This window comes from Pontimicrobium aquaticum (assembly GCF_005047595.1).
Taxonomy (GTDB): domain Bacteria; phylum Bacteroidota; class Bacteroidia; order Flavobacteriales; family Flavobacteriaceae; genus Pontimicrobium; species Pontimicrobium aquaticum.
Genome location: NZ_SUPL01000005.1, coordinates 224,131 through 249,268 on the forward strand (window position 1 = coordinate 224,131; position 25,138 = coordinate 249,268).

The window sequence follows — 25,138 nt, forward strand, 5'->3', positions numbered from 1 at the left end:
CTAAGAATTAAATATTTGTTCTAAAATTGTTCGTGTTATTAAATACGTGGGTCTTACACCACTGGTTCCTAGGCCTCCTGAAGCTAATGTGCTTCCGGTCTCTAAAGGGTTGTCACTTGCATAATACGCATACCTTACTTTAACATCAGGAGTGATACTTTTGCGTATTCTGGCTGCTGATTGAATGGCTTTCTGATAATGTGCGCCTTCCATTTCAAGACCAATAACATCCCAAGTTGAATCATGGAAAAACTTCAAAATTTCTTTATTTTGAAGTGATGTTCCTAATACTGTTACCATAGCACCTTCGTACACATCAACACCTTGACCCTCTAGATCTTTTTTAGATAACTCATTTGTAAAAGGATAATTGTCTGCAGTACCCTCAAAAATATGAGCAGACGGAATCATAATATCGCCTTTTCCTCCTTCTAAAATACCTGCTTTCCCCATAATGGACACAGACTTTATATTCATTAGTGTTTTATCTCCATTGTTTTCATAGGGCTTTAAAAACTCGTCAATGGTTTCAAAAGCTTGCTCTCCAAACGCATAATCCATTACGAATATAATAGGTTTTTCTGATTTAGAATTCCCTTTTTCAATTTTTAAATCTAGAGCCTCTATGTTAATTTTTTCAGTATCAAAAATTTGAACATCAATATTGGTTCCTGAAGTGTCCTTAATATAAATCATTCCAGATTTTAAGGCTTCCTGGTTTACTTTGCCTCTTAGAGGTTCATTATTACTCTGACTTAGAGCTTCATAAATTTGAAAAACATCCTTTTTAGATTTCGCTGTTTGTAGTGCTTTTGGCGCATGAAGTGTGTTCATAACACTGTGCAGGTTAGCGCTAATAATATGTATTGGACGCTCTAATAAACTCTTGTTTTTAAGAACCTCTTTAATATTATTAGCCCATATTTCGCCATGGATATGATGTCCTAAACGTTCACGTAACACTGGACTAAATGTAACTGTTCTTCTGGTGTGGTTTACTACTTCTTCAATAGCTAATTTACCCAACCAATACACTATTTGTAATAAGCGTTCGGGTTGTGACTTTGTGGCAAATAATGGATAAGCATGGGTTAGCTCTTCAAATGTTCTACCTAAAATATTGGCTGTATGGGTAATGGCAATTTCACGCTCTTTTTGAGTTAGCTTTTTAGTTGATAATACTGCTTTTTCTAATTTAACCCAATCTCGAATAGTATCGCCATTTTCATTAATTATGACGCGTTTACTAATCTTGTGTGATTCAATAAATAAAAAGGTTAAGTGCGTTAAAATATCATATATTTCTGAGCGTCCTCTGGTAATTTCAATATTCATTTGCTCCTCATCTATACGGTAACAATTACGTCGTCTTTTTGGCGGAATTATTGCTTCAAAATGTGAATTTCCATAACCTTCATCGCTTGTTAAGTTAATAAACCTACATTCTTCAATGCCTCTAGGAAGTCTATCTATTACATATAACAAACCATTTAACTCTGCTTTTTCTTCAGCAATAGAGCCATAAATTTCTGGTCTTAAAAGTAACAAGGCTTCTCTTAAAGTTTCACCAGAAACTCCCATGGGTTTATAAAACCCACGATTAAATAAATGTCGCATGGTTATATACATTCGTTCTATAGCGCTAGAACTTTCTTGTGCTCGTGTTCGTCCTTGATGTTTTTTACTCATATAGTTTGTTTAACCTACAAAGATACACTAAATAACGAAATTACTATTATGTAGCGTATCTGCAATCTTTCTGTCGTTAGATAATCTAGGCATTTTATTTTGACCTCCCAATTTACCTACCAATTTCATGTAGCCTTTAAAACCTCCTTTTTTAACAGGAGTAATTTTTAAGGGTTGAAGTACCTTCCCTTGAATTAAGTCTTTATAATAACTATTTTGGTTTTGAAGTGAATTGTCAATATGTTTCGCTAACATATCTAGATTTTCAATCTCGTTTTCAAACTCGATGAACCATTCGTGATACGGCAACCCTTCTGAAGGATTAATTTGTGGTGCTACCGTAAATTCTGAAACTAAAACACTGCTATCGTTATTAGTGGCTTCTTGAATGGCTTGCTCTACTTCTTTGGCTATAACATGTTCTCCAAAGGCAGAAATATAATGCTTTATTCGTCCTGACACAATCACTCTATAGGGTTTTAAAGAGGTGAACTGTACTGTATCTCCAATATTATAAGCCCAAAGACCTGCATTGGTTGAAATAATCATGACATAATTAACTCCTAATTCAACATCTTTTAGTGTGATGCGTTTTGGGTTATCATCAAAAAACTTCTCTGCTTTTACAAATTCGTAAAAAATCCCAGAGTTTAACTGCAATAACATGCCTTTTTTATTTTGCTTGTCTTGAAATGCAAAAAAGCCTTCGCTTGCTGGATACAACTCAATGCTGTCAACTTTTCTACCAATTAGATTTTCAAATTTTGCTCTATAAGGCTCATAATTAACACCTCCAAAAATGAACAAATTGAAGTTTTTAAAAATATCTCCTATTTTTTTGTTGGTTCTTTGTTGAAGTCGTTCAAAATACATTTGCACCCAAGAAGGAATACCGCTTATAATGCTCATATCTTCATTTATAGTCTCATCTACAATAGCTTCAACTTTCGTTTCCCAATCTTCAATGCAATTGGTTTCCCAACTAGGCATTCTGTTTTTTTGAAGGTATTTAGGCACGTAGTGTGCTACAATCCCTGAAAGCCTACCTAATTTTATTCCGTTCTTCTCTTCAAGAATGGGACTCCCTTGTAGAAAAATCATTTTACCATTTACAAAACTGGTGTTTCCTGTTTCGGCAACATACATTAAAATGGCATTTCTAGCAGCTTCAGTATGCGAAGGCATGCTTTCTTTGGTAATAGGAATGTATTTAGACCCAGATGTTGTTCCTGAGGTTTTTGCAAAGTAAATAGGTTTGCCTTTCCAGAGTACATTTTCTTCTCCTTGCACCACTCTATCAACATACGGTCGTAAGGCTTCATAATCTCTAATTGGAACTCTTTTTACAAAATCTTCATACGAATTAATACTAATAAAATCATGGTCTTGCCCAAATACTGTAGAAGTGGCTGATGATATTAGCTTTTCAAAAACTTTTTGTTGTGTTGCTAATGGATTGCTAGCCCATTTATTAACTCTTTTTTGAATTTGCCTTGCAAATGGTTTTGCTAACAGCGCCTTAAGAGATGTTATTTTTCCTATATTCATTTATTCAAAATCTATAAAAGTAGTTGGGTCTATTGGGTAACCATCTGTCCAGAGTTCAAAATGCAAATGTGGCCCTGTAGTAAGCTCACCTGCATCGCCAGAGATGGCTATTACTTCGCCTGCTTTTACCAGATCGCCTTGTTCTTTGGTTAAAGACGCATTATGCTTATAAGCCGAAATAAGTCCGTTTCCGTGATCTATAATTACCACATAACCTGTTTGTGTGGTCCATTCGGCTAAAACTACTGTGCCATCATCAGCGGCTTTAACTGGAGTTCCTTTGGCAACCACAATATCGACTGCGTAGTGTTTTTCCTCAGCATTGTATCCTTCACTTATAGTTCCTGTTACTGGAGGAAACAGCACAAAATTAACTTTAGAGGTAGCAGATTCAAAAAGATTGTATTTATCTTCTTTGTTCACTTTTTCTCTAAGTAATGAGTCTTCTCTTGAAGGATTTAAGTTATATTCAATCGCTTCCTGTTCTGCGGCTTTAATAATGGAATCTTTGTTAAACTCTATTGTAGCAACATCGCCTTTTAAAACACGCTTAATCGATTCAAAATACTGTTCGTTCATTTTAATGACCTGCTGTAAAGAGTCTGTTTTAAAATTAAGGCTGGTTGCTTCTTTTTTTAAGGCTGTAGATGAATATCCAGGAATATATTCTCTTAAAGGTGTAAAAGCAATTAAAACCGTTGTTAATGTTATTAAAATTATGGCAGACAACGACATCATAACAAATACATTTAACCTAGTTAACTTTATTGCAAAACGTTCTTCGAAAGTGTCTTCGTTTAGTATCACCAAACGATACTTATGCAGAAGTTTTTTGGCTAATTTTTTTTGTTTGTTCTTCTTATTTGACATCGTTTTGCTAAATTAATTAAAATTATATGTACATTCTCTTTTACGATATGCTAAAGTTTGCTTTTAAACGCATTTTTTAAAGTTTAATTATTAACTTTGTTGTATTAAACAAAAAAGCAGATGAGTTTATTTATGTTACCCTTGGCTATTGGAGCTCCACAAATTATATTAATTGTAGTAGTGGTTTTACTATTATTTGGTGGGAAGAAAATTCCAGAACTTATGAGAGGTCTTGGAAGTGGTATTAAAGAGTTTAAAGACGCTAGTAAAGAAGACGAAAAAGAGAAGGAGTCTTCAAAAGAATAAGCACGTTACTATAACACATACAAAAGCCAACATGAAAATGTTGGCTTTTTTTATATATAATATGAGCTTCTTATTTAACTTTTAATGATCGTATGATTGCTTCTAGCTCAAAAATGTAATCGCGTTTAGAGGTAGATGGTGCAAATACAAACCCTTCTAATACAATTAAACGGTTATTAACCTGATCTTTTATTGCGTAATTAATAAATGGTCCAGCCATAAAAGCATCTTTTACTTCCCATGTGCTCTTGGTTTCAAAAGTTGGCTTGTTATCAATCATGGTTTGATTTAGAAATGGTGTGTAAGCCTCTTCGGTAATCATATAAGAGCCATCTAATGGTCCAGGAATATGTACTTTGCCAATAGAGTCACGCATTTTAATTATATCATTAATAGCGTTTTCTCCTTCAGATATAGCGGCCAGAGGCATTTCATAAATTATCAGGTTGGCATCTCCATTTTTAATGTCTCGACGTAGCCAAAAGAATTTTCCGTCTTGCTTTGCTACTCTATACGCTGATGGAAACTCTATTGATATACCAAGTGTTTCCTCAATACTTTTGTCTTTGTGTAATGATTTTTTTGTTAAGCGTTGCCTTTGCTTTATCTCTGTTTGTTTGAAAGCTGAAATAATGTCTTTCGCATTTTCATTAATTTCTCCAATAATTTCTTTGGCTGAATTTCCAGAAATCACCACAACGGTTTGTGGTTTTGCATAAACGTCTTTTAATATTTTAGTGTCGGCAGGTTTGTCTCTTTCTATTTTTAGAATGGTTCTGTTTTTTGTTGCAAAGTCCGAAAATACTATAGGTGGCATTTGTCGTATTGTAAATAATGGCTCTTGTTGAGGAAGCCCAACAACTTCGGCTGCAAAAACCTCTCTTACCTCATCTCCAATTCTACTTGCCCAAAAATCATTGTCTATAACTACAGACAAGCTATTAATATTTCCTGATGACGAAGACACAATTCGTTTGCTTTTAGATTCATCGCCGCATGATGTAAAAAGCACTAAACTTAACATTATTAATAATAGTTTTTTCATTTGTTGGTGTTATTTTATTAAATTATTTCTTGCTTACTACAAGAACCGTTCCTACTTTTAATTTTGAACCATTTATATTGTTCCAGCTTTTAATATTATCTACCGATACTCCAGGAAATTTTTGGGCAATACTCCAAAGAGAGTCACCTCCTTTAACTTTATACGTTTTTGCATTAGAATTTGTAGCGCTTTTTGCACTAGAAGTACTTTTACTTGAATTTTGAAAAGCAGGTTTACGCGGATAGATTGTTAGTCTCTGACCAATACGTAAGTTGTTACTTCTTAAACCATTCCATTGCTTAATCTGACTTACTCTTACGCCATATATTCGGGCTATCTTTCCTAAATAATCACCTGATTTTACGCGGTATCTAATACGTGAATTGGTATCAAAAAATTGCGGCAATGGTTTTTCTCTTTTATCAAACTCTTCTTTAGCAAAAGCGTAAATGGCTTTTTCGTTAGCTACAAAAGGCCCAACATATTTTCTTGGTAAACGCAGTACATAATCTTCATCTTTAATAAACGGAATGATATCCAATTTATAGGATGGGTTTAAAAACTGAAGCATTTCTATTGGAATGCTTGTGAGTTCGGCAACCTGATCTAAGGTAATCATTTGTTTTACCTTAATGGTGTCGGTTTCTATATATGTTATTTCTGGCTTTTGAGGCTGAAACCCATGCTCATCGGCATATTCAAAAATATACATGGTTGCTAAAAATGCAGGTAAATAGCCTGCTGTTTCACGTGGTAAATTGGGTCTGATATTCCAATAGTTTTGATAACCACCTGAACGTCTAATAGCTTTGGTGACATTACCTGGCCCAGAATTGTAGGCTGCCAAAGCTAAATCCCAATCACCAAATATTTTATATAAACTAGCTAAGTATTTTGCCGCGGCCTCGGTTGACATGATTGGGTCACTACGTTCATCAACATAACTACTTACGTCTAATCCGAATTGTTTTCCTGTGGCGAACATAAATTGCCATAAACCTGTGGCACCAACTCTAGATTTAGCTCTAGGTTTTAGTGCAGATTCTACAATTGCTAAATACTTTACTTCTAAAGGGATGTCGTAATTATCCAGTTCTTTTTCAAATAAAGGAAAGTAATACTCGCTTAGTGCCATCAAGCGCTCTAAGTGTTTTCTTCTGTTCTTTAAATAGCCTTTTATAACACTTTCTAACGAAGGGTTGTAAGCAATATTAAAAGGCGTTTTAGCGTCAAGTTCGGCAAGTCGTTTTTTTAAGGTGTCTGTTGGGAGTTCTGGGTAATAAACCTCATTGTATTCAAGCTCGGAAACTGATTTGTAAATAGTATCATACAAACCCGAGCTAAATAGTTCTTCCATCCATTTTTGGTCAAACTCTGCTGCAATATCTAGGTCTTTAAACTCTTTTTTTATAAGCGAATCATGAACCGGTTTTATCTCCTTTATAACTTGAGATTTTCCATCTATAATTGTATCTATTATTGTCGCTTTTTGAGATGAGTTAACAGCAGTGCTATCTTTAGTTTGACTAAAGGAAAACTGAATGATAAAAAATGCTATTAATACTCTTAAAACCATTTGTAAATATTATGATATAACAGAACGCTTGAAATGCTAAAATCGTATTTTTTGATTACAATTGAAAATTTATCGGATTCTAGTTTATTATGGCTGCAATTCCTGGTAAAGTCTTACCCTCAAGGCTTTCTAACATGGCACCACCACCAGTACTCACGTAGCTTACTTTCTCTTCAAATCCAAATTGTTTTACTGCTGCTACAGAATCTCCTCCTCCAACTAGTGAAAAAGCGCCTTTTTCAGTAGCATTTGCTATGGCATGCCCTAATGCTATAGTGCCTTTAGCAAAGTTAGGCATTTCAAACACGCCAAGTGGTCCGTTCCATAAAATGGTTTTGGAGTTTGAAATGACGTTTGCAAATAATGCTTCTGTATTTGGCCCAACATCTAATCCCATCCAACCGTTAGGAATTTTGTCTATATCGCATGTGTTGGTGTGTGCATTGTTGTTAAAAGCATCTGCAATAATCGCATCAACAGGAAGATGAATAGAAACATTTTTTGATTTGGCTTTTTCTAAAATATCATTGGCAAGCTCTAATTTGTCATCTTCAACTAACGAGTCTCCTATTTGTCCTCCTTGTGCTTTTATAAATGTAAAGGTCATTCCTCCTCCAATAATAAGATGATCTATCTTATCTAGAATGTTATCTATTATAGTGATTTTCGAAGACACCTTTGCACCACCAAGTACAGCTGTAACAGGTTTTTCTCCAGAGGTCATTACTTTTTCTATGCTTTCAATTTCTTTTGCTAATAACTTTCCAAAACATTTACTTTCTGGGAAAAACTTAGCTACTACGGTCGTTGATGCATGCGCTCTGTGCGCTGTTCCAAACGCATCATTTACATATACATCTCCTAATTTTGCCAGCTGTTTTGCAAAGGCTTCATCTCCTTGTTTTTCTTCTTCATGGAAACGAAGGTTCTCTAACAATAATATTTGTCCTGCCTGTAAATTTGTTGCTGCCGTTTGGGCATCTCCCCCAATGCAGTTGTTAGCAAATTTTACTTCAACACCAATAATTTCTTCTACTTTTTTAACAATGTGTCTTAACGAAAACTCATCTTGTACACCTTTTGGTCTTCCTAAATGCGACATTAATATGCAACTTCCACCATCCTCTAAAATTTTTATTATCGTAGATTTTGCAGATATAATTCGTGTAGCATCAGTTACTTCAAATTTTTCATTTAAAGGCACATTAAAGTCAACTCTAATTAGCGCTTTTTTGTTTTCAAAGTTAATATCATCAACTGTTTTCATAGTGTATTGGTTGTTTTAATCTAAAAAGCAAAATTAGTTAGCAATATTAATCCTTTTAAGGTTTTTATAATATTATTTTATTAGTTTTTTAGTTTAATCATATTTAAATTGACGCCTAAAATACTAAAACATAAGTTATATTTGCGATATGCTTTTTTGTGATATAATAGGTCAAGAACATCTTAAAAAACACTTAACTAATAGTGTTGATAATGGAAGGATTCCTCATGCACAATTATTTGTTGGAAAAGAGGGTGTTGGTACCTTGCCAATGGCGATAGCCTACGCACAATATATTTTATGCCATAATACTGATAGCGAAAACTCATCTGGTGATAACGCTTGTAATTTAAAGTTTAATAATCTTTCTCATCCTGATTTACATTTTGCATATCCTGTCGCCAATAATGATACAGTAAAAAGACATCCTGTTTCCAAACTGTTTTTAGAGGATTGGCGAAACTTATTAAAAGAACAATCTTATTGCAACTTATTTGATTGGTATAGGCAATTAGGGATAGACAATAAACAAGGGCAAATTGGTGTTGATGAAGCGCATGAAATTGTAAAATCTCTTACGTTAAAATCTTACGAAGGAGGTTATAAAGTTATGTTGATTTGGATGGCTGAAAAAATGAATATTGCTTGTGCTAATAAACTTTTAAAACTAATTGAAGAGCCTCCAAATAAAACCATCTTTATTTTAATTACCGAAGATGAAGAGCAAATAATTTCAACCATAAAATCTCGTTGCCAAATATTAAGGTTTCCTCCTCTTGCCGAAAACGATATTAAAGACGCGCTTATAAAAAAATATAGTATTGATGAGGCTGTTGCAACAAAAATTGCTCATCAATCTAATGGTAATTTTAATAAAGCTTGTGACTTGGTGTATCACGATAGTGAAGACATACAGTTTGAAGAGTGGTTTATATTTTGGATTAGAAGTGCTTTTAAGGCTAAAGGAAATAAATCTGCCATTCACGATTTAATGTCGTGGAGTGAGGAAGTTGCCAAAACTGGTCGTGAAACACAAAAACAATTTTTACAATTTTGTTTAGACTTTTTCAGACAAGCACTGTTATATAATTATCAAGCAAAGGATTTGGTATTTATGGAGCCTAAATCTGATAATTTTAAGCTTGAAAAATTTGCGCCATTTGTTCATGGAAATAACATTATGGACATTAGTGAAGAATTGCAAGATGCTATTTACCATATAGAACGTAATGGGAATTCTAAAATTATACTAACCGATTTGTCAATCAAATTAACACGATTGCTTCACAAGAAATCTGCTTAAGGTGTCGAACTCCAAAAAATGGTTCATCATAATTAATCCAACTTCTGGAAACGGAAAGGCCAAAACCCTTTGGCCTAAAATCGAAAACCAATTAAATCATGAGAGATTTCAGTATGTATTTCACTTTACAAGTAGTGGATTACATAATGTTGAATTAATACATAACGCTGTAAATCAGGGTTTTAATAAAATTATCTGTATTGGTGGCGATGGTACCATACACAACACAGTTAATGGTATCATGTTACAAACTATAAGCCCTACTTCAAGCATTAATGTTGGTGTAATTCCTATAGGAACTGGAAACGATTGGGTGAAAACCTATAATATTCCAAAAGATTATAAAAAAGCCATTGATACTATTAAAAATGGAACTATTTCTCAACAAGATATTGGTAAAATAGAGTTTTTAGATTCTCAAAAGGAAGCTGTTTTTTTCAATAACTTAGCTGGAGTGGGTTTTGATGGTTATGTAGTTAGTAAAGTAGGTAAATACAAGCATTTTGGTGCTTTGGCCTACCTTATTGGAGCTATTTCAGGATTATTTTCTTTTAAGAATTTTGATGTGGAAGTTGTTGCTAATTCACAAAAAATTAAAACAAAAAGTTTGATGGTTTTAATTGGGCTTTGTAAGTATTCTGGTGGAGGTATGCAATTAACGGAATATACAAACCCAACTGACGGCTTGTTCGATATAAGTATTGCAAAAAACTTCAGCAAGTTAGATATCCTTAAAAATTTGGTGAAACTTTTTAATGGAAGCATCGTGAAGCTTAAAAAAGTTGAAACATTCAAGACAAATACAATTTCTGTTAATTGTAAAAACAAATTGAACATTCCTTTTGTTCAAGCTGATGGCGAGCTAATTGGAACAGGAGGTATTAAGGTACAGATTATACCAAAAGCGTTTTCGTTTTATACAAAATAAAAAAGCCAAACAAAAAGTTTGGCTTTGACTACTTTTAAGAAAATATCTATCTACTTTTTGTTTTTATATGCTTCATTTAACGCGTCTAAAACCGTTTGAGTTAAATCGGACGTCTCTGTTCCATACATAACACTCCCTGCTTCGTTACTTCCTAAGATAAAACTGTAACCATTTGTTTTACCATAATCCTTAACAAATGCTCTTACTTTTTTGATAAGTGAATCGTTTTTAGATTGACTCTCTTGAGCAATTTGTTGTTGCTCAAATTGTAATTGTTGAGAAATAATTTGTTCTTTTTGCTGAAACTCCTGTTGTAACTTTTGAAGATTTGCTTGCGACATTTTTCTTGCTTTCAGTTCAGCATCCTTTATTTCTAATTGAAATGCTTGACTTAGACTATCTCTTTTCTTTTCGTAAGCTGCTATTTTCGTTTTTAGCTTTGCTTCAATATCTTTTTTCTCTTGATAGTCGTTTATCAAAACCGAATTATCCACAAATCCAATTTTTTGAGATTGCTGGCAAGACACAACACTTAAAACCACTAAAGCAATAATTATTATTTTTTTCATTTTATCTATTATTTTTCAATGTCGCAAAAATATAAAAGTAAAACATATAAATTTTTGAAATATGTGGTTATTTATATAATAAATAAAACTTATAATAACTGCCTTATTAATATATTCAATTTATTGATTTTGAATTAAAATAAAGCCTATAAAAGGCTTAAAATTAATTTTAAAAGGAAACACCTATTAGCTCATTAAATTGATTGTTATAAGTCCTTAAAATAAAAAACTACTTGTTTTGTATAACATATATGATTGATGAATACTCATTTGTTCTCTTTGCCTTTAAGTTAGAAAGTAATCCAACCCTAAAAGCATTTAAAATATTCATGCGACCTGTTTTATACTTTTCTGAAAGTAGGCTCACATAATAAGCATCAAACTTCATAGGAAGTATTTTTACAACGGTCATGTTTTCGCTTTCAAAAAGACTTGCAATTGATTTTTGATTGAAATGCCAAAGATGTCTTGGAACATCATAAGCAGCCCAAAACGATTTATAGTGTTTTGCATCAAAACTATGATGATTTGGTACAGCTATTATTAACGTGCCTTTTTCATTAAGTAAGTTTTTAAGAATACTTATTTGCTCCTCCAGGTTTGGTAAATGTTCAAGTACATGCCAAAGCGTAATAACATCAAAACTTTTGGGCTTGAATTTTTCTAGATGCTCAACATTAAAAACAACATTATTGGTTTTTGTTTTAGCAATTTTCCTAGCAGACTCATTAGGTTCAATTCCGGAAACAGTCCAACCATTTTCTTGAGCCTTTTTTAAAAAATCACCAGTCCCACAACCAATGTCTAAAAGATTTTTCTCTTTAGAATTAAAAGAATTAATGAGTTTTAATTTTCGTTTTAAAGAAATACTTCTTACCAAATGGTAAGCTTTTTCAAATAAATTTCTTTTAGAATCTGTATGAGAAATGTAGTCTTCTGTTTTATAATATTCAAAAAGTTTGTCTTCTTCAGGTTGTGGCTGAGTCTCTAAAAATCCATACTTTTTATTTAAAGCTAGTTGAAACGTTTCACCTGAAACCGAGTGATCCTTAACCGTTAAATATGATTTAGTTTCTTTCATTTAAAAAAACGTTCCACGTGGAACATGTGCATTTATCGCCCCATATAAACTAATAATACAGAGATATCATTAGGAGACACACCACTAATTCTTGACGCCTGTGCAACTGATGTTGGCTGAATATTCTTCAGCTTTTCACGTGCCTCAAAACTCATAGATTTAATTTGTGAATAGTCAAAATTTTCTGGGATTTTCACGTACTCTAATCGATGCAATTTATCTGCATTGTTTTTTTCCTTAGCGATATAACCAGAATATTTTACTTGAATTTCAGTTTGCTCAATCACTTCATTGTCTAAATTATTATCAATTATATAATCATTTACTGAAGCAACTTTTCGCATATCATCAATGGTAATATTAGGTCTTGCAAAGATCTTAAACATCTTGTCAGATTGTTTCATTACTGAAGAATCTTTAGACTCAAGAATAGGGTTTATTTCTTCTGGTTTTACACTTGTATCTTTAAAGAACTGTACAAAATTTTCGGCTTTACTATGCTTTTCTTCCATGCGTTTTAAACGCTTATCTGAAGCAATTCCTAAATCAAAGCCTTTAGGAGTTAGTCTTAAATCGGCATTATCTTGTCTTAAAAGTGTTCTGTATTCAGCTCTCGAGGTAAACATTCTATAAGGCTCTTCTGTGCCTTTTGTAATTAAATCGTCAATCAAAACACCTATGTAAGCTTCGTCTCTTTTTAGTGTAAATGGTTCTTTTTCTTGAACTTTTAGACTAGCATTGATCCCAGCCATTAAACCTTGAGATGCTGCCTCTTCATAACCCGTAGTTCCGTTAATCTGACCAGCAAAATACAAGCCATTAACTAGCTTGGTTTCTAAGGTATCTTTTAACTGCGTTGGTGGAAAATAATCATATTCAATAGCGTATCCAGGTCTGAAAAATTTAACGTTTTCAAAACCTGCTACAGAACGTAATGCGTTAAACTGAACATCTTCAGGTAAGGATGTTGAGAAACCGTTTACATAGTATTCAACTGTATTCCAACCTTCTGGTTCTACAAATAACTGATGCTTGTCCTTGTTTGCAAAACGATTTATTTTATCTTCAATAGAGGGACAATACCGAGGACCCAAACTTTTAATTCTACCGTTAAACATTGGTGAGCGATCAAAGCCTTCACGTAACAAATCGTGTACCTCAGGACTGGTGTAAGTCATATGACACGAACGCTGTTTGGCTAATGGTTTTGTAATATCTAAATATGAAAACTTCTCAGGGTTTTCATCACCAGGTTGTACAATCATTTTAGAAAAGTCTAACGAGCGTCCATCAACTCTAGGTGGTGTTCCAGTCTTCATTCTTCCTGAATCAAAACCTAAATCAACCAACTGCTCGGTGATTCCTGTGGCTGCTCTTTCACCAGCTCTTCCGCCACCAAAACTTTTATCACCAATATGAATTAAGCCATTTAAAAAAGTACCATTAGTTAATACAACAGATTTAGCTTTTACTTCTATTCCTAATGATGTTTTAACACCAACTATTTTACCATTACTAACAATTAAGCCAGAGACCATTTCTTGGTAGAAATCAAGGTTTGGTGTTTGCTCTAGCATCAATCTCCAGTCTTCTGCAAAACGCATTCTATCACTTTGCACTCTTGGGCTCCACATTGCAGGTCCTTTAGACTTATTAAGCATTTTAAATTGAATCGCCGAAGTATCACTTACAATACCACTATACCCTCCAAGTGCATCAATTTCACGCACAATTTGACCTTTAGCAATTCCACCCATGGCTGGGTTGCAAGACATTTGGGCAATGTTTTGAAGGTTCATGGTAATTAGCAGCGTCTTGCTTCCCATATTAGCAGCAGCAGCAGCAGCTTCACTACCAGCATGACCACCTCCAACTACTATGACATCGTATGTATCTAAAAATAAACTCATAAGTGTTCCACGTGAAACAATTGTAAAATTAAAGTTTGCAAATATACACTAAAGCATCAGAATTAATTGAGCTTGTTAAGGTAGAAGTCTTCCTTTTGACGCATTTCGATTATGTCTTCTTCATCTTTGTCTTTATAACCACAATAATGAAGAATACCATGAATCATTACTCTGTGTAGTTCGGCTTCAAAATTAACTTCGAGATTTTTAGCATTGTCTTCTACTCTTTCAACTGAGATAAAAATATCACCATGTAGTTCTTTTCCTACTGCATAGTCAAAGCTTATAATATCTGTAAACGTATCGTGTTGTAAAAATTCTACATTTAATTTGTGTAAATACTCGTCATCACAAAACACATAGTTAATATCTCCTTCTTTGAAATGTTCCTCTTTTATAGTATTGGTAATCCATTCACTCAACTTATCTTGGTTTAGTAATTGGAAATCGGTTTCGTAATTAAAACTAATCATTGGTTTTTTTAAAATACTCTTGCACTTTCTGTTTATAAACTTGCTGCAAAGGTAAGGCTTGCCTGTTTAATATTTCAGTAGTATTAAAATATTGTTTTGCTTGTTGCAATTTAGTATTGGTAAGGTTATTAAATTGTTGTTGATTGGTCTTGGACTTTCGCTTATTATCCTCACCTTGTTGAAAAGTGGCGTTTTCTAATTTTAACAACTGATATTGAAGGTTCATCATACGCTGTAAAGTACGATTTGTAAAGCCTCTATTTAATAAATCTTTTTCTATAGACTCCATTTCTTTTAATAAATTGTTTCCTGCGCCTTTGTTTCCTTCTTTACCTAATTTATCTTCTAAGGCTTGACGTAGCTGTTGCTGCTGTTGATAAATTTTAAAGAGTTCTCCATTTAATTCTTCGCTGTTACCTCCTTCACCTTCTTGTTGCTGTCCCTCTCCTTCTTTTTGTTCACCTTCATTGCCTTCTTTACCTTTTTCACCCTCTTTTTTTTGTCCCACTTGTGATTTTTTTAAACCTTCTTCCATCTGTTTGTTGAGCTCTTCTTGACTCATAATAATATCTGGAAGTTGCATATCGCCTCCCTGACCCTGTCCTGGCGAAGGATTCATTTGGTTTTCCATATTGTCGAGAATGTCGCTTAATAAACTTGCTAAACTGTTCGCGGAGGTTACAGCATATTGCTGTGCAGCCACGCCTTGATATAGTCTGTTTTCGGCTAATTGCTCTAAAGATTTATCGATATTAAAAAACACCTCTGTAATTTCTTTATTAATATTTTCGGAAAGTGTTGGTTGACGCAACGATAGTGCAAATAAACTATCGTCAACATGTTCAAAATGTTCTCTTAGATTTTGCTGCTTTATTAAATATTTGGCGTACTCGTTATGATTTACTTGAATGGACTTGAACTTATCCATAACATCTTCTTGATCGAACGAATACAGTACTAAGTTGTCCAGAACTTGACGGAGCATGTCTATGTCTTCAGACATTTGCTCAGCGCTTCCACTCATCATGGATTGCTGCATTTGTTCGCTCATTTGTTTCATTTTTTGAGCAGCCTTTTTTTGATTCTTTTTTGCGTTGTTTTGCTGTTGTTGCTTGTTTTCTTGATCTTGGGTTTGCTCTTTCTTTTCTAGATTTTGGCTAGCTTCTTGCTGCTCTTTTTTGATGTCTTCTTCTTTCTTTTGGTCGTTTGGAACATCAAGTGGCTCGATGAGTTTTTGATTTTCTTTACGTAGCTCTTCTAGCTTTTTTTGAATATCCTCAAATTTCTTGTTTAACTCGTCTTGTCTTTCTTTGGTGTTATTTTTTTCGGATTCTTCCGCTAATTCCTCTTGCTCCTTAGCTAATTCCTCTAATTCTGCACGAATCTTTTCAGATTTCATCGTTACATAATAGCGCTTAGTAAGCTCAAGTAATTGCTGTAAACTTCGTTTTCTGTTCTTGTTTTGTTTAGCAAGTTCTTCTAGTTTTTGAGATAATTCTTCTTTTTGAATTTTCTCTGAAAGCTTTTCAAGCTCTTTAAGTAATTCTTCATCTTGTTTTAGCTGCTCTTGGTTTTCCTCTAAACGCTGTTTTAAACTTTCTTTAAAAGGATCTTCTTTATCTTTTTGAAACTCATCCAAATTTTCTTTGAGTTGCTTGTTGAAGTTTTTCATCAACTCATCTTGTTCTTTTTGGCGTTTAAGAAAATTCTCCAGTTTCTTCTTATCGTTAAAATTAAGTTCAGACTTTTCTTTTTGTGTTTTAGAAAACTCTTTTAATTCTTCATCTTGTTCTTCTAGCTTCTCAAACGAATTGTTTAAATCTTCAATTGTTTCACTTTGTTCTTTTAGTTGTTCTTGTTCAACCTCATCTTTTGTTAGCTTTCTGTAAGAAAATGTATTACTCTTCGTGCTTTTGTAATTGCTTAGCACATCGTTATCAAACACCTCAAAATACAAATCGTAACTAACGCCTTCTTTTAAGTTTAATTGGTTAGGAAACACGCTTACAAACTCGTCAAAGTTAGAGTTTGATACAATTAGCTTCTCAACTTTTTTGTCATCTTCAGCATCACTAGGATAATACACTAATTGCAATTTACTTAAACCATAATCATCACTTACTTGACCATAGAAATACAATGTTTGACTATCGGTAGAGTCTTGTTCCATTTTTACATTAAGCTCAGGATATTGGTCACGAATTACATTTATTGAAAATGCTAAACTCTCATAATCTTTCAAGTTTTTATTGCTAGTTTGAAGGCTATAATCTAATGATTTGTACAAGCGTTTAGATAACTGAAATTCATTATCATTTCCTTGGAAGTTAACTAATGAATCTTGTGTATTTAAAACTACATTGTCTGTAGATTTAGTTTTTAAATTCCACGTCACTTTTGTGCCCTGAGGTACTATAGCATTACCATTGCTTTTTAAAATTTCATCTTGCTTTTTGGTGTAGGCTGGATAATCTAAAACCAAATCAAAACTCAAAAGAGTTGGTGTATTAACCACTTCTAATTTGTAATCTTTTGAAACCACTTCATTGGCTTGTAAATGAAAATTTACCGTTTCCTTTGGCTGTGTGAAAATGTATTCGAAAACACCTGAATTAATTTGTTTAAGATAATAGGTTTCATCGTTATAGCTTATTTGAACATTATCTGGAATAACCTCTCCTTCTGTTTGAACTATAAGTGTAAAATCATTGTTTTCTATAGCTTTTAAACTATCATTTATTACAAAAAACTGAAAAGGTGCTGGTGGTTCGTACGCTGTTTTGTAATTAACCACACGTTCATAGCTATCACTAAACCAATTATACTTTCCGGAGACAAAAGATAACAATATAATGAGCAGCGGAATTGCAGCATACTTTAAATACTTGATGTTGCTTTTAAAGTTAATAGCTAATTTAAACGGAATTGGATGCAGCTCAATCGCTTTTTGTTCTATACTAGCTAACAAAAGTTCAGATTCTTTAGAGTTTTCTTTTAATTGGAGTACATTAACTAACTTATCGTTAACTTCAGGAAAATGATTTCCAATAATCTTAGAAGCCTCTAGATAATCTATTCCTTTTTGAAACTTAAACAACTTTGAAATAGGCTTGACAATAAATTTTACAAACAATGCACCTTCAACAGCTACAAATAACCAAAACAATATAGTCCTTCCTATTGGGCTTAGCCATAAAGTATATTCTATTAACAGGGTTAACAAAAAGTACAATAACCCAATAGCGAAGAATAAAATAGCACCTTTTATAAGTTCATTAGTGTAGTACTTTTTTATAAACGCTTCAAGCTTATTTTGTATGTTGTTAAAATTGCTCAATACCCTATTTTTAATAGTTTCAATTAATAAATCTACAATTTTATTGTTAACTTGTATTATAATTTATTTATAACATTCTGTTAAAGTCGATAACAGACATTTTCAATCGATTTATTGTGGAAAGATGAAAGATTTAAAATACTTAGCCGCATTTACAATTCCTGTTACAGCTTTTATTGGTTTATCACTAAAGGGTTATTGGTCTTTTTTAACGCCTTTTTACTCGTTTGTGCTTATCCCTATTTTTGAACTATTATTACCTCAAGACAATAGTAATTATAATGATAAGGACATTGCTTCAAAAAAACGAAATAAGCTTTTTGATTGGTTACTCTATCTTAATCTTCCTATAACTTATGGGTTATTGGTAATTGCATTAATAACCGTTACAAATAATCAACTACAAACATTTGAATTTATTGGGTTAATGCTTTCTGTTGGAATGGTTTTAGGAACTAACGGAATTAATGTAGGCCACGAATTAGGTCATAGACAAAAAACCAACGAGCGGTTTATTGGTAAAGCATTGTTGCTTCCGTCGTTGTATATGCATTTTTACATAGAACACAATTATGGTCATCATCTACATGCTGCCACAAAGGAAGATCCTGCAACCGCAAGATATAACCAAACAGTATATTCGTTTTGGATTACCTCAACAATCAGACAATATATAAGCGCATGGAAGATTCAATTAAAACTTCTTAAAAACCAGAATACTTCGTTTTTATCTTTTAAAAATGATATGTTTTGGTATCTCATACTGCAAAGTTTATACTTGTTTGTGGCGTTTCTACTTTTTGGAAAATTAGGATTATTATTTTCTATTGGTGCTGCAATAACAGGGTTTTTATTACTAGAAACTGTTAACTATATAGAGCATTATGGCTTATTAAGAAAGAAAGCAGCATCTGGCAGATACGAACGTGTAAAAGAAGTACATTCATGGAACTCCAATCATGTTGTTGGGAGAATTGTGTTGTATGAACTTACAAGACATAGCGATCATCATTTTAAATCCTCAAAAAAATATCAAATTTTGGAGTGTCACGACACAAGTCCACAAATGCCTTATGGCTACCCAACATCTATGGTATTAGCGTTAATACCTCCTTTGTGGTTTAATATAATGAATAAGCGTGTTCCACGTGAAATGATTAGTTTTTAAGAAAAAAAAGTATAGACCGCTTCGATATTAGAATAAAGAGAAGCTCATTTTTCTAACAAATCTTTCTTTTAAAAGTCTTTTGTCTATCTTCTTTTATCTTTTGTCTTATCCATCTATCTTTGCAGCAAATTTTAAAGCATGAACAATAACGTACGCGTGCGCTTTGCGCCTAGTCCAACAGGACCATTACATATTGGAGGCGTAAGAACAGCCCTTTTCAATTATTTATTTGCAAAAAAACACAACGGAACGTTTGTGTTACGTATTGAAGATACCGATCAAAATAGATATGTTGAAGGTGCTGAAGACTACATTATTAACGCTTTAAATTGGTGTGGAATCCCTTTTGATGAAGGTCCTACTTCGGCTACGCTCAGTACAGGCTCCAAAAATGAGCAATTTGGTCCATATAGACAAAGCGAACGCAAGCTTTTATATAAACAGTATGCTGAAGAATTAATTGCAAAAGGCAAAGCCTATTACGCTTTTGATACAGCCGAAGCCTTAGACGCTCATAGAAAAGACCATGAAGCTAAAGGGAAAACATTTATCTATAATTGGCATAACCGATTAAAATTAAGCAATTCTTTATCACTTTCAGAAAATGAAGTCAAGGCAAAAATAGAAGCTGGAGACGATTATGTGATTCGATTTAAATCACCTCAAGATGAAACACTTCACTTAAAAGATATTATTCGTGGTGATATAAAAATAGATACCAATGTGCTTGACGATAAAGTGCTTTTTAAAAGCGATGGTATGCCAACCTATCATTTAGCTAATATTGTAGATGATCATTTAATGGAAATATCTCATGTTATTAGAGGTGAAGAATGGTTGCCTTCTTTAGCATTGCACCAACAATTGTACGATGCATTTGGATGGAATGCTCCTGAATTTGCACATTTACCACTGATTTTAAAACCCACAGGAAAAGGAAAATTAAGTAAGCGTGATGGTGATAAATTAGGGTTTCCTGTATTTCCATTAGAATGGAAAGACCCTAAAACTAGAGAGGTTTCAAGAGGTTATAAAGAAGATGGCTATTTTCCAGAAGCCATGGTAAACTTTTTAGCCTTTTTAGGCTGGAACCCTGGAACTGAGCAAGAAATTTTTAGTTTAAAAGAATTAATCAATGCTTTCGAATTAGAACGTGTCAATAAATCTGGAGCGCGTTTTGACCCTGAAAAAATCAAGTGGTTTAACCATCATTATATGCAAGAACAAGATAATGAAGAGCTTGCAAAGGTGTTTAAGCCAATTGTTGATGCAAAATTAAATGTCATTGCGAGTGAAACGAAGCAATCTGTCGCAATTGATGAGATTACCACGTCGCAAGCTCCTCGTAATGACAGTAATATTGACGAAAACTTTATTGCATTAGTCGTTGGGTTGGTTAAAGAACGTGCCACTTTTATAAGCGACTTTTGGGATTTAACACACTACTTCTTCTCCACGCCTAATAATTATGATGAAAAAGCCTTAAAAAAAGCTTTTAAAGAGGGTTCTGAAGATGTTTTAAGAGATGTAATGGCATTAATTAATGCTATTAATGATTATACAACCGAGAACATTCAAAACACGATTAAAGGTTGGATTACATCAAACGAAATTGGTTTTGGTAAAGTCATGATGCCTTTACGACTAGCATTGGTTGGTGCTTTGCAAGGTCCTGATGTGTTTGATATTATGTTTATGATTGGTAAAAATGAAACCCTTAAACGTATGGAAAATGCCATAGCATTTATAACTAAAAGGTAAACAAAGCTGTAAACATGATGGTTTCTGGATTACCCTTAAAACTAACATCTTCATTAAGATTATCGTTAAGTTTTTCAAACATGTTTAAAAAACCATAAATATATTGAGCTCTTAGTCTCAATGGTCCAAAGCCTGCAGTGGCTCCAATTGCTCCATTAATATTAAATTTAGACATTTCAGTGATATCTGAAGCCGATAAATTGTCATAACCATTAATATAATAACTTTCTTGTTGGCTGTTTTTAAACTCCAAATCGCCATTGTATTGTAATTGTGGACCAACATCAATAGTAAAGTTATTACCAATAATTTTTCCGTGAAACAAAAAACCTAATTGCGCTGCCATAAGCTTATATTCTATTTGCTCGTCACCAGCAACAAGATCAGTCATTCTGCCAGAAATTTCAAAAGTGTTTTCAGAAATTTGCATACCATAACTTACGGTGTACCATCGGTTTGGAATATCGACTGTTGCAGCAAGAGCAACAATAAAACCATTTCCTTTAGTAGTAGTAAAATTATCTGTTTTAATATTAAACAGACTAATGCCTCCACCTATACCAAATCCATTTTTAATATCATAACTTTTATGCTGTGCCTGAGTTATTGTAACAAAAAGCATACTTAGTGCTACTAATAAGGTAAGTTGTTTGTTTTTCATAGGATTTTTCATCGTTCGGAAACAAATATAACTTAATTTAGTAATCAAATATTTTTAACCATTTAATATTCTTGTTATGGAACAATTTGTTTTTATACCTATCGCTTTTTTTGGACTAATAATTTTAATTTCTGCATTTTTTATTGTCAAACAGCAAACCGCTGCTGTTATTGAGCGTTTTGGTAAATTTCAAAGTATACGCCATTCTGGATTGCAATTAAAAATCCCTTTAGTTGATCGCATTGCTGGAAAGTTAAGTTTAAAAATTCAACAACTAGATGTCATTATTGAAACGAAAACTTTAGATGATGTATTTGTGCGCTTAAAAGTTTCTGTACAGTATAAAGTAATACGCGATAAAGTGTATGATGCATTTTATAAGCTAGATTATCCTCACGACCAAATTACAAGTTATGTGTTTGATGTGGTTCGTGCCGAAGTACCTAAAATGAAGCTGGATGATGTGTTTGTAAAAAAAGATGATATCGCTTTGGCTGTAAAAGCCGAATTAAACGACGCAATGTCTGATTATGGTTTCGATATTATTAAAACACTTGTTACTGATATAGACCCTGATGCACAAGTAAAAGCGGCAATGAATAGAATTAATGCATCAGAGCGTGAAAAAATTGCAGCACAGTTTGAAGGTGATGCTGCTCGTATTCTTATAGTGGAAAAAGCAAAAGCTGAAGCTGAAAGCAAGCGTTTACAAGGTCAAGGTATTGCAGATCAACGACGTGAAATTGCTCGTGGTTTGGAAGAATCAGTAGAAGTTCTTAACAAGGTTGGCATCAACTCGCAAGAAGCCTCTGCTTTAATTGTAGTAACACAACACTATGATACACTTCAAGCTATTGGTGGTGAAACAAACAGTAATTTAATCTTGTTGCCTAATTCACCTCAAGCAGGAAGTAATATGTTAAACGATATGGTGGCTAGTTTTACTGCTAGTAACCAAATTGGGGAGGCAATGAAGAATAAAAATGATAAAAAGAAAGATGAATAAAATATATTCTAAACCAATATTGATGCTGTTACTTGTTTGTAGCAGCATTTCTTTTGCTCAAGATAAATCTGAGTTAAAGGCACAAGCGTTAAAAGATGCAAAAGCCACGTCTCACGCAACACTTAAATTTGATTTTGAAACTGTTTTAAAACACACTTATCCTGGTGTTGTGACATTAATGGGTGGAAAAGAAAAAGCTATGGATTTATTAGAATCTACGTTTAATTCTATGGCTCAAGATGGTTTTGTGTTTGAAAAAGCTGAAATAGTTGGTGTTTCTGACATTGTTTACGAACAAGACGAGTATCGTTGCTACATAGAAAGTTACAATCAAATGATAATGAACAACCTAAGAATTAAGTCTAAGGGTTATTTATTGGGTATTTATGATACAAATTTAAAATACTGGTATTTTATTGAGGCTAAACAATTAAAAAACAATGCTTTGATGGATCAGGTATTTCCAAGCTTTAAAACAAGCCTTGTTATTCCTGATAATGAAATGACTCAAGAAAAAATTGAAAACTAAACTTCAATAAAAAACCTCGAAACTAATTGTTTTGAGGTTTTTTTGTGTTTTCTAAATAGCATTAGCTTCAGCAACCAAAATCTCGTTTTTATCTTCTAAGGCTTTTTCTATAAACTCATTAATCGAATCGTTACGTTCTAAACCATTTTTAAGTAGTTCTTTTAACACTACCATTGTGGCAATACGTGTGCCTACTTTTTTTACAGCGGTTCCAAATAACGGTTCTAATTCATCATAAGACACATCTTTAGCTAATTCCTGAATGTCTGCTTTTACTTTTTGTTGCTTTTCTTCAGGTAAATTCGTGTATTTTTTTCCTAATTGCTGAATGACATTAATTGCCTTTCGTTGAGATTGTTGTTGTGTTTTTTGCTGATTTTGAGTACTTTTTTGCTTAGGTTTTTGCTTTTGCTTTACCCAAGAATCTCGTAAACCAACCGTTTTATTGAATACCAAGTTTTCTGGTGTTGAATCGTCATCCACATTAAAATACCCTAAACGCTGAAATTGGAAGCGTTCTCCAACCTTTACGTCAGCTAAACTAGGCTCAACAAAAGCATTGATGATTTTTAAAGAATTAGGATTAATAAACTCCATAAAATCTTTATCTGGATAACTGTCTGGAGCTTCATCCATAAATAGTCTATCATACTCCCTAATTTCTGCTTTAACAGCATGTTTTATTGATACCCAATGAAGTGTGCCTTTTACTTTTTTAGAGGTGTCTTCTGAATACTTACAATGAACTTCAGTAATATTTCCTTCAGAATCTTTAACAACCTTTTCTGCTTTAATGATGTAGGCATTTTTAAGACGTACCTCACCTCCTAGTTTTAATCTAAAGAATTTATTTCCAGCTTCTTCTTTAAAATCTTCTTTTTCGATATAAATCTCCCTAGAAAAAGGAACTTTTCTACTTCCTGCTGAAGTATCCTCTGGGTTGTTTTCAGCTTCAAACCATTCTTCTTTGCTTTCAGGGTAATTGGTAATCACTACTTTTAAAGGATCTAAAACAGCCATTACACGCGGTGCTGTTTTATTTAAATCTTCTCGAATACAAAACTCCAACAACGATACATCAATGACGTTTTCACGTTTAGCTACACCAACTTTTTCTATAAAATTTCTTATAGAATCTGGTGTGTAACCTCTTCGGCGCAAACCTGAGATAGTAGGCATACGAGGGTCGTCCCAACCTGAAACGATACCATCTTCTACTAATTTGAGTAGCTTTCGCTTACTCATAATGGTATAACTAAGGTTTAATCTAGCAAATTCTCGTTGCTTAGGAGTTAAAGGATACTCCTTGGCACTATAATCATATACCTGCTCCTTAAACCAATCGTAAAGCTTTCTATGAGGTTTAAACTCTAAAGAGCATAGTGAGTGTGAAATTTGTTCGATGTAATCACTCTCACCGTGTGTCCAATCATACATTGGATAAATACACCAATCGTTTCCTGTTCTATGGTGATGTGCGTGCATAATACGATACATTATTGGGTCTCGCATCAGCATATTAGGATCTTCCATGTCAATTTTAGCGCGAAGTACATGTGTTCCTGCTGGAAACTCACCGTTTTTCATGCGCTCAAATAACTCTAGGTTTTCTTCTACACTTCTATTTCTGTATGGACTGTTAGTTCCTACTTGTGTTGGCGTTCCTTTTTGTTCAGCAATAGCTTCACTTGGCTGCGAATCGACATAAGCTTTTCCATCTTTTATCATTTGTACCGCCCAATCGTACAGCTGTTGAAAATAATCGGATGAGTATAATTCATTTGCCCATTTGTATCCTAACCAAGTAATATCTCGTTTTATAGCATCAACATATTCCTGTTCTTCTTTGGTAGGATTGGTATCATCAAAACGAAGATTTACAGGTGCATTGTATTTTTCTCCTAAACCAAAACTAATACCAATAGCTTTAGTGTGACCAATGTGTAAATACCCATTTGGCTCTGGTGGAAAACGAAAACGTAAGTTGTTTTTGGGCATTCCATTACGTAAATCTTCCTCTATGATATGCTCAATAAAATTGAGTGATTTTGTTTCTTCAGACATCTTTAAAAATAAAAGACAAAGTTATTAAATATTAGTGTAATATATTT

At 33.3% G+C, this 25,138-nt stretch carries 20 protein-coding genes; 7 read left to right on the forward strand and 13 right to left on the reverse strand.

The features are described from left to right. From E5167_RS10750 to E5167_RS10760, 3 genes are read right to left on the reverse strand one after another with little or no spacing between them, the layout of a single operon-like run. Entirely contained in the window at window positions 1-1,689 is a 1,689-nt protein-coding gene (locus E5167_RS10750) for a DUF6909 family protein (protein ID WP_136843920.1), read from the reverse strand. 27 nt (window positions 1,690-1,716) lie between these two features. Further along, window positions 1,717-3,237 (reverse strand): GH3 auxin-responsive promoter family protein, encoded by a 1,521-nt coding sequence (locus tag E5167_RS10755; protein WP_239021988.1) that lies wholly within the window; start codon window positions 3,235-3,237, stop codon window positions 1,717-1,719. Next, on the reverse strand, window positions 3,238-4,107 hold the full coding sequence (locus tag E5167_RS10760) for a M23 family metallopeptidase (protein WP_136843922.1): 870 nt from the start codon (window positions 4,105-4,107) through the stop codon (window positions 3,238-3,240). 120 nt (window positions 4,108-4,227) lie between these two features. On the opposite strand from E5167_RS10760, the gene E5167_RS10765 reads away from it, so the two are divergent. After that, window positions 4,228-4,413, forward strand: a complete 186-nt coding sequence (locus tag E5167_RS10765; RefSeq protein WP_136843923.1) for a twin-arginine translocase TatA/TatE family subunit — start codon at window positions 4,228-4,230, stop codon at window positions 4,411-4,413. A 70-nt stretch (window positions 4,414-4,483) separates the two neighbouring features. Here the strand turns inward: E5167_RS10765 and E5167_RS10770 are convergent, their stop codons facing one another. The 3 genes from E5167_RS10770 to E5167_RS10780 all read right to left on the reverse strand — a co-directional run bounded on the left by E5167_RS10770 (window position 4,484) and on the right by E5167_RS10780 (window position 8,301). Further along, window positions 4,484-5,458 carry a DUF4837 family protein gene (locus tag E5167_RS10770; RefSeq protein ID WP_136843925.1) on the reverse strand — a complete coding sequence of 325 codons (975 nt, stop codon included), beginning with the start codon at window positions 5,456-5,458 and terminating at the stop codon, window positions 4,484-4,486. Between the two features lie 22 nt (window positions 5,459-5,480). Further along, window positions 5,481-7,034 (reverse strand): LysM peptidoglycan-binding domain-containing protein, encoded by a 1,554-nt coding sequence (locus E5167_RS10775; protein ID WP_136843926.1) that lies wholly within the window; start codon window positions 7,032-7,034, stop codon window positions 5,481-5,483. A gap of 79 nt (window positions 7,035-7,113) precedes the next feature. Further along, a complete protein-coding gene (locus E5167_RS10780; RefSeq protein WP_136843928.1) occupies window positions 7,114-8,301 on the reverse strand; it encodes a phosphoglycerate kinase in 1,188 nt (395 codons plus the stop codon). A 148-nt stretch (window positions 8,302-8,449) separates the two neighbouring features. Between E5167_RS10780 and E5167_RS10785 the strand changes: the two genes are divergently transcribed. Beyond that, complete coding sequence (locus E5167_RS10785) at window positions 8,450-9,604, forward strand: DNA polymerase III subunit (RefSeq protein WP_136843929.1); 1,155 nt, start codon at window positions 8,450-8,452, stop codon at window positions 9,602-9,604. 1 nt (window position 9,605) lies between these two features. Continuing rightward, on the forward strand, window positions 9,606-10,532 hold the full coding sequence (locus tag E5167_RS10790; protein ID WP_136843931.1) for a diacylglycerol/lipid kinase family protein: 927 nt from the start codon (window positions 9,606-9,608) through the stop codon (window positions 10,530-10,532). Window positions 10,533-10,582: 50 nt separating this feature from the next. On the opposite strand, the gene E5167_RS10795 is transcribed toward E5167_RS10790, so the two are convergent. The 5 genes from E5167_RS10795 to E5167_RS10815 all read right to left on the reverse strand — a co-directional run bounded on the left by E5167_RS10795 (window position 10,583) and on the right by E5167_RS10815 (window position 17,902). Then, window positions 10,583-11,101, reverse strand: a complete 519-nt coding sequence (locus E5167_RS10795; protein ID WP_136843933.1) for an OmpH family outer membrane protein — start codon at window positions 11,099-11,101, stop codon at window positions 10,583-10,585. 229 nt (window positions 11,102-11,330) lie between these two features. Continuing rightward, on the reverse strand, window positions 11,331-12,182 hold the full coding sequence (locus E5167_RS10800) for a class I SAM-dependent methyltransferase (RefSeq protein ID WP_136843935.1): 852 nt from the start codon (window positions 12,180-12,182) through the stop codon (window positions 11,331-11,333). 32 nt (window positions 12,183-12,214) lie between these two features. Next, entirely contained in the window at window positions 12,215-14,092 is a 1,878-nt protein-coding gene (mnmG, locus tag E5167_RS10805; protein ID WP_136843937.1) for a tRNA uridine-5-carboxymethylaminomethyl(34) synthesis enzyme MnmG, read from the reverse strand. Between the two features lie 62 nt (window positions 14,093-14,154). Next, the gene (gene ybeY, locus E5167_RS10810) at window positions 14,155-14,565 is read right to left on the reverse strand and encodes an rRNA maturation RNase YbeY (protein ID WP_136843939.1); all 411 of its coding nucleotides are present in this window, start codon (window positions 14,563-14,565) and stop codon (window positions 14,155-14,157) included. Beyond that, entirely contained in the window at window positions 14,558-17,902 is a 3,345-nt protein-coding gene (locus E5167_RS10815; protein ID WP_136843941.1) for a DUF4175 family protein, read from the reverse strand. Before E5167_RS10815 ends, ybeY begins: the two co-directional genes overlap by 8 nt. Before the next feature lie 124 nt (window positions 17,903-18,026). Here E5167_RS10815 and E5167_RS10820 point away from each other — a divergent pair, with 124 nt between their 5' ends. Continuing rightward, window positions 18,027-19,070 (forward strand): alkane 1-monooxygenase, encoded by a 1,044-nt coding sequence (locus E5167_RS10820; protein WP_136843943.1) that lies wholly within the window; start codon window positions 18,027-18,029, stop codon window positions 19,068-19,070. Between the two features lie 138 nt (window positions 19,071-19,208). Further along, the gene (gene gltX, locus E5167_RS10825; RefSeq protein ID WP_136843945.1) at window positions 19,209-20,831 is read left to right on the forward strand and encodes a glutamate--tRNA ligase; all 1,623 of its coding nucleotides are present in this window, start codon (window positions 19,209-19,211) and stop codon (window positions 20,829-20,831) included. On the opposite strand, the gene E5167_RS10830 is transcribed toward gltX, so the two are convergent. Further along, a complete protein-coding gene (locus tag E5167_RS10830; RefSeq protein ID WP_136843947.1) occupies window positions 20,821-21,492 on the reverse strand; it encodes an outer membrane beta-barrel protein in 672 nt (223 codons plus the stop codon). The two genes, gltX and E5167_RS10830, sit on opposite strands and share 11 nt — an antisense overlap. Window positions 21,493-21,568: 76 nt before the next feature. On the opposite strand from E5167_RS10830, the gene E5167_RS10835 reads away from it, so the two are divergent. Together E5167_RS10835 and E5167_RS10840 are read left to right on the forward strand one after the other, a co-directional pair. Further along, a complete protein-coding gene (locus tag E5167_RS10835) occupies window positions 21,569-22,498 on the forward strand; it encodes an SPFH domain-containing protein (RefSeq protein ID WP_136843949.1) in 930 nt (309 codons plus the stop codon). After that, on the forward strand, window positions 22,491-23,027 hold the full coding sequence (locus tag E5167_RS10840) for a hypothetical protein (protein WP_136843951.1): 537 nt from the start codon (window positions 22,491-22,493) through the stop codon (window positions 23,025-23,027). The genes E5167_RS10835 and E5167_RS10840 overlap by 8 nt, the downstream gene beginning before the upstream one ends. Before the next feature lie 51 nt (window positions 23,028-23,078). Here E5167_RS10840 and E5167_RS10845 read toward each other — a convergent pair whose 3' ends face one another. Next, entirely contained in the window at window positions 23,079-25,091 is a 2,013-nt protein-coding gene (locus tag E5167_RS10845) for a glutamine--tRNA ligase/YqeY domain fusion protein (protein WP_136843953.1), read from the reverse strand. Between the last annotated feature and the right edge of the window lie 47 nt (window positions 25,092-25,138).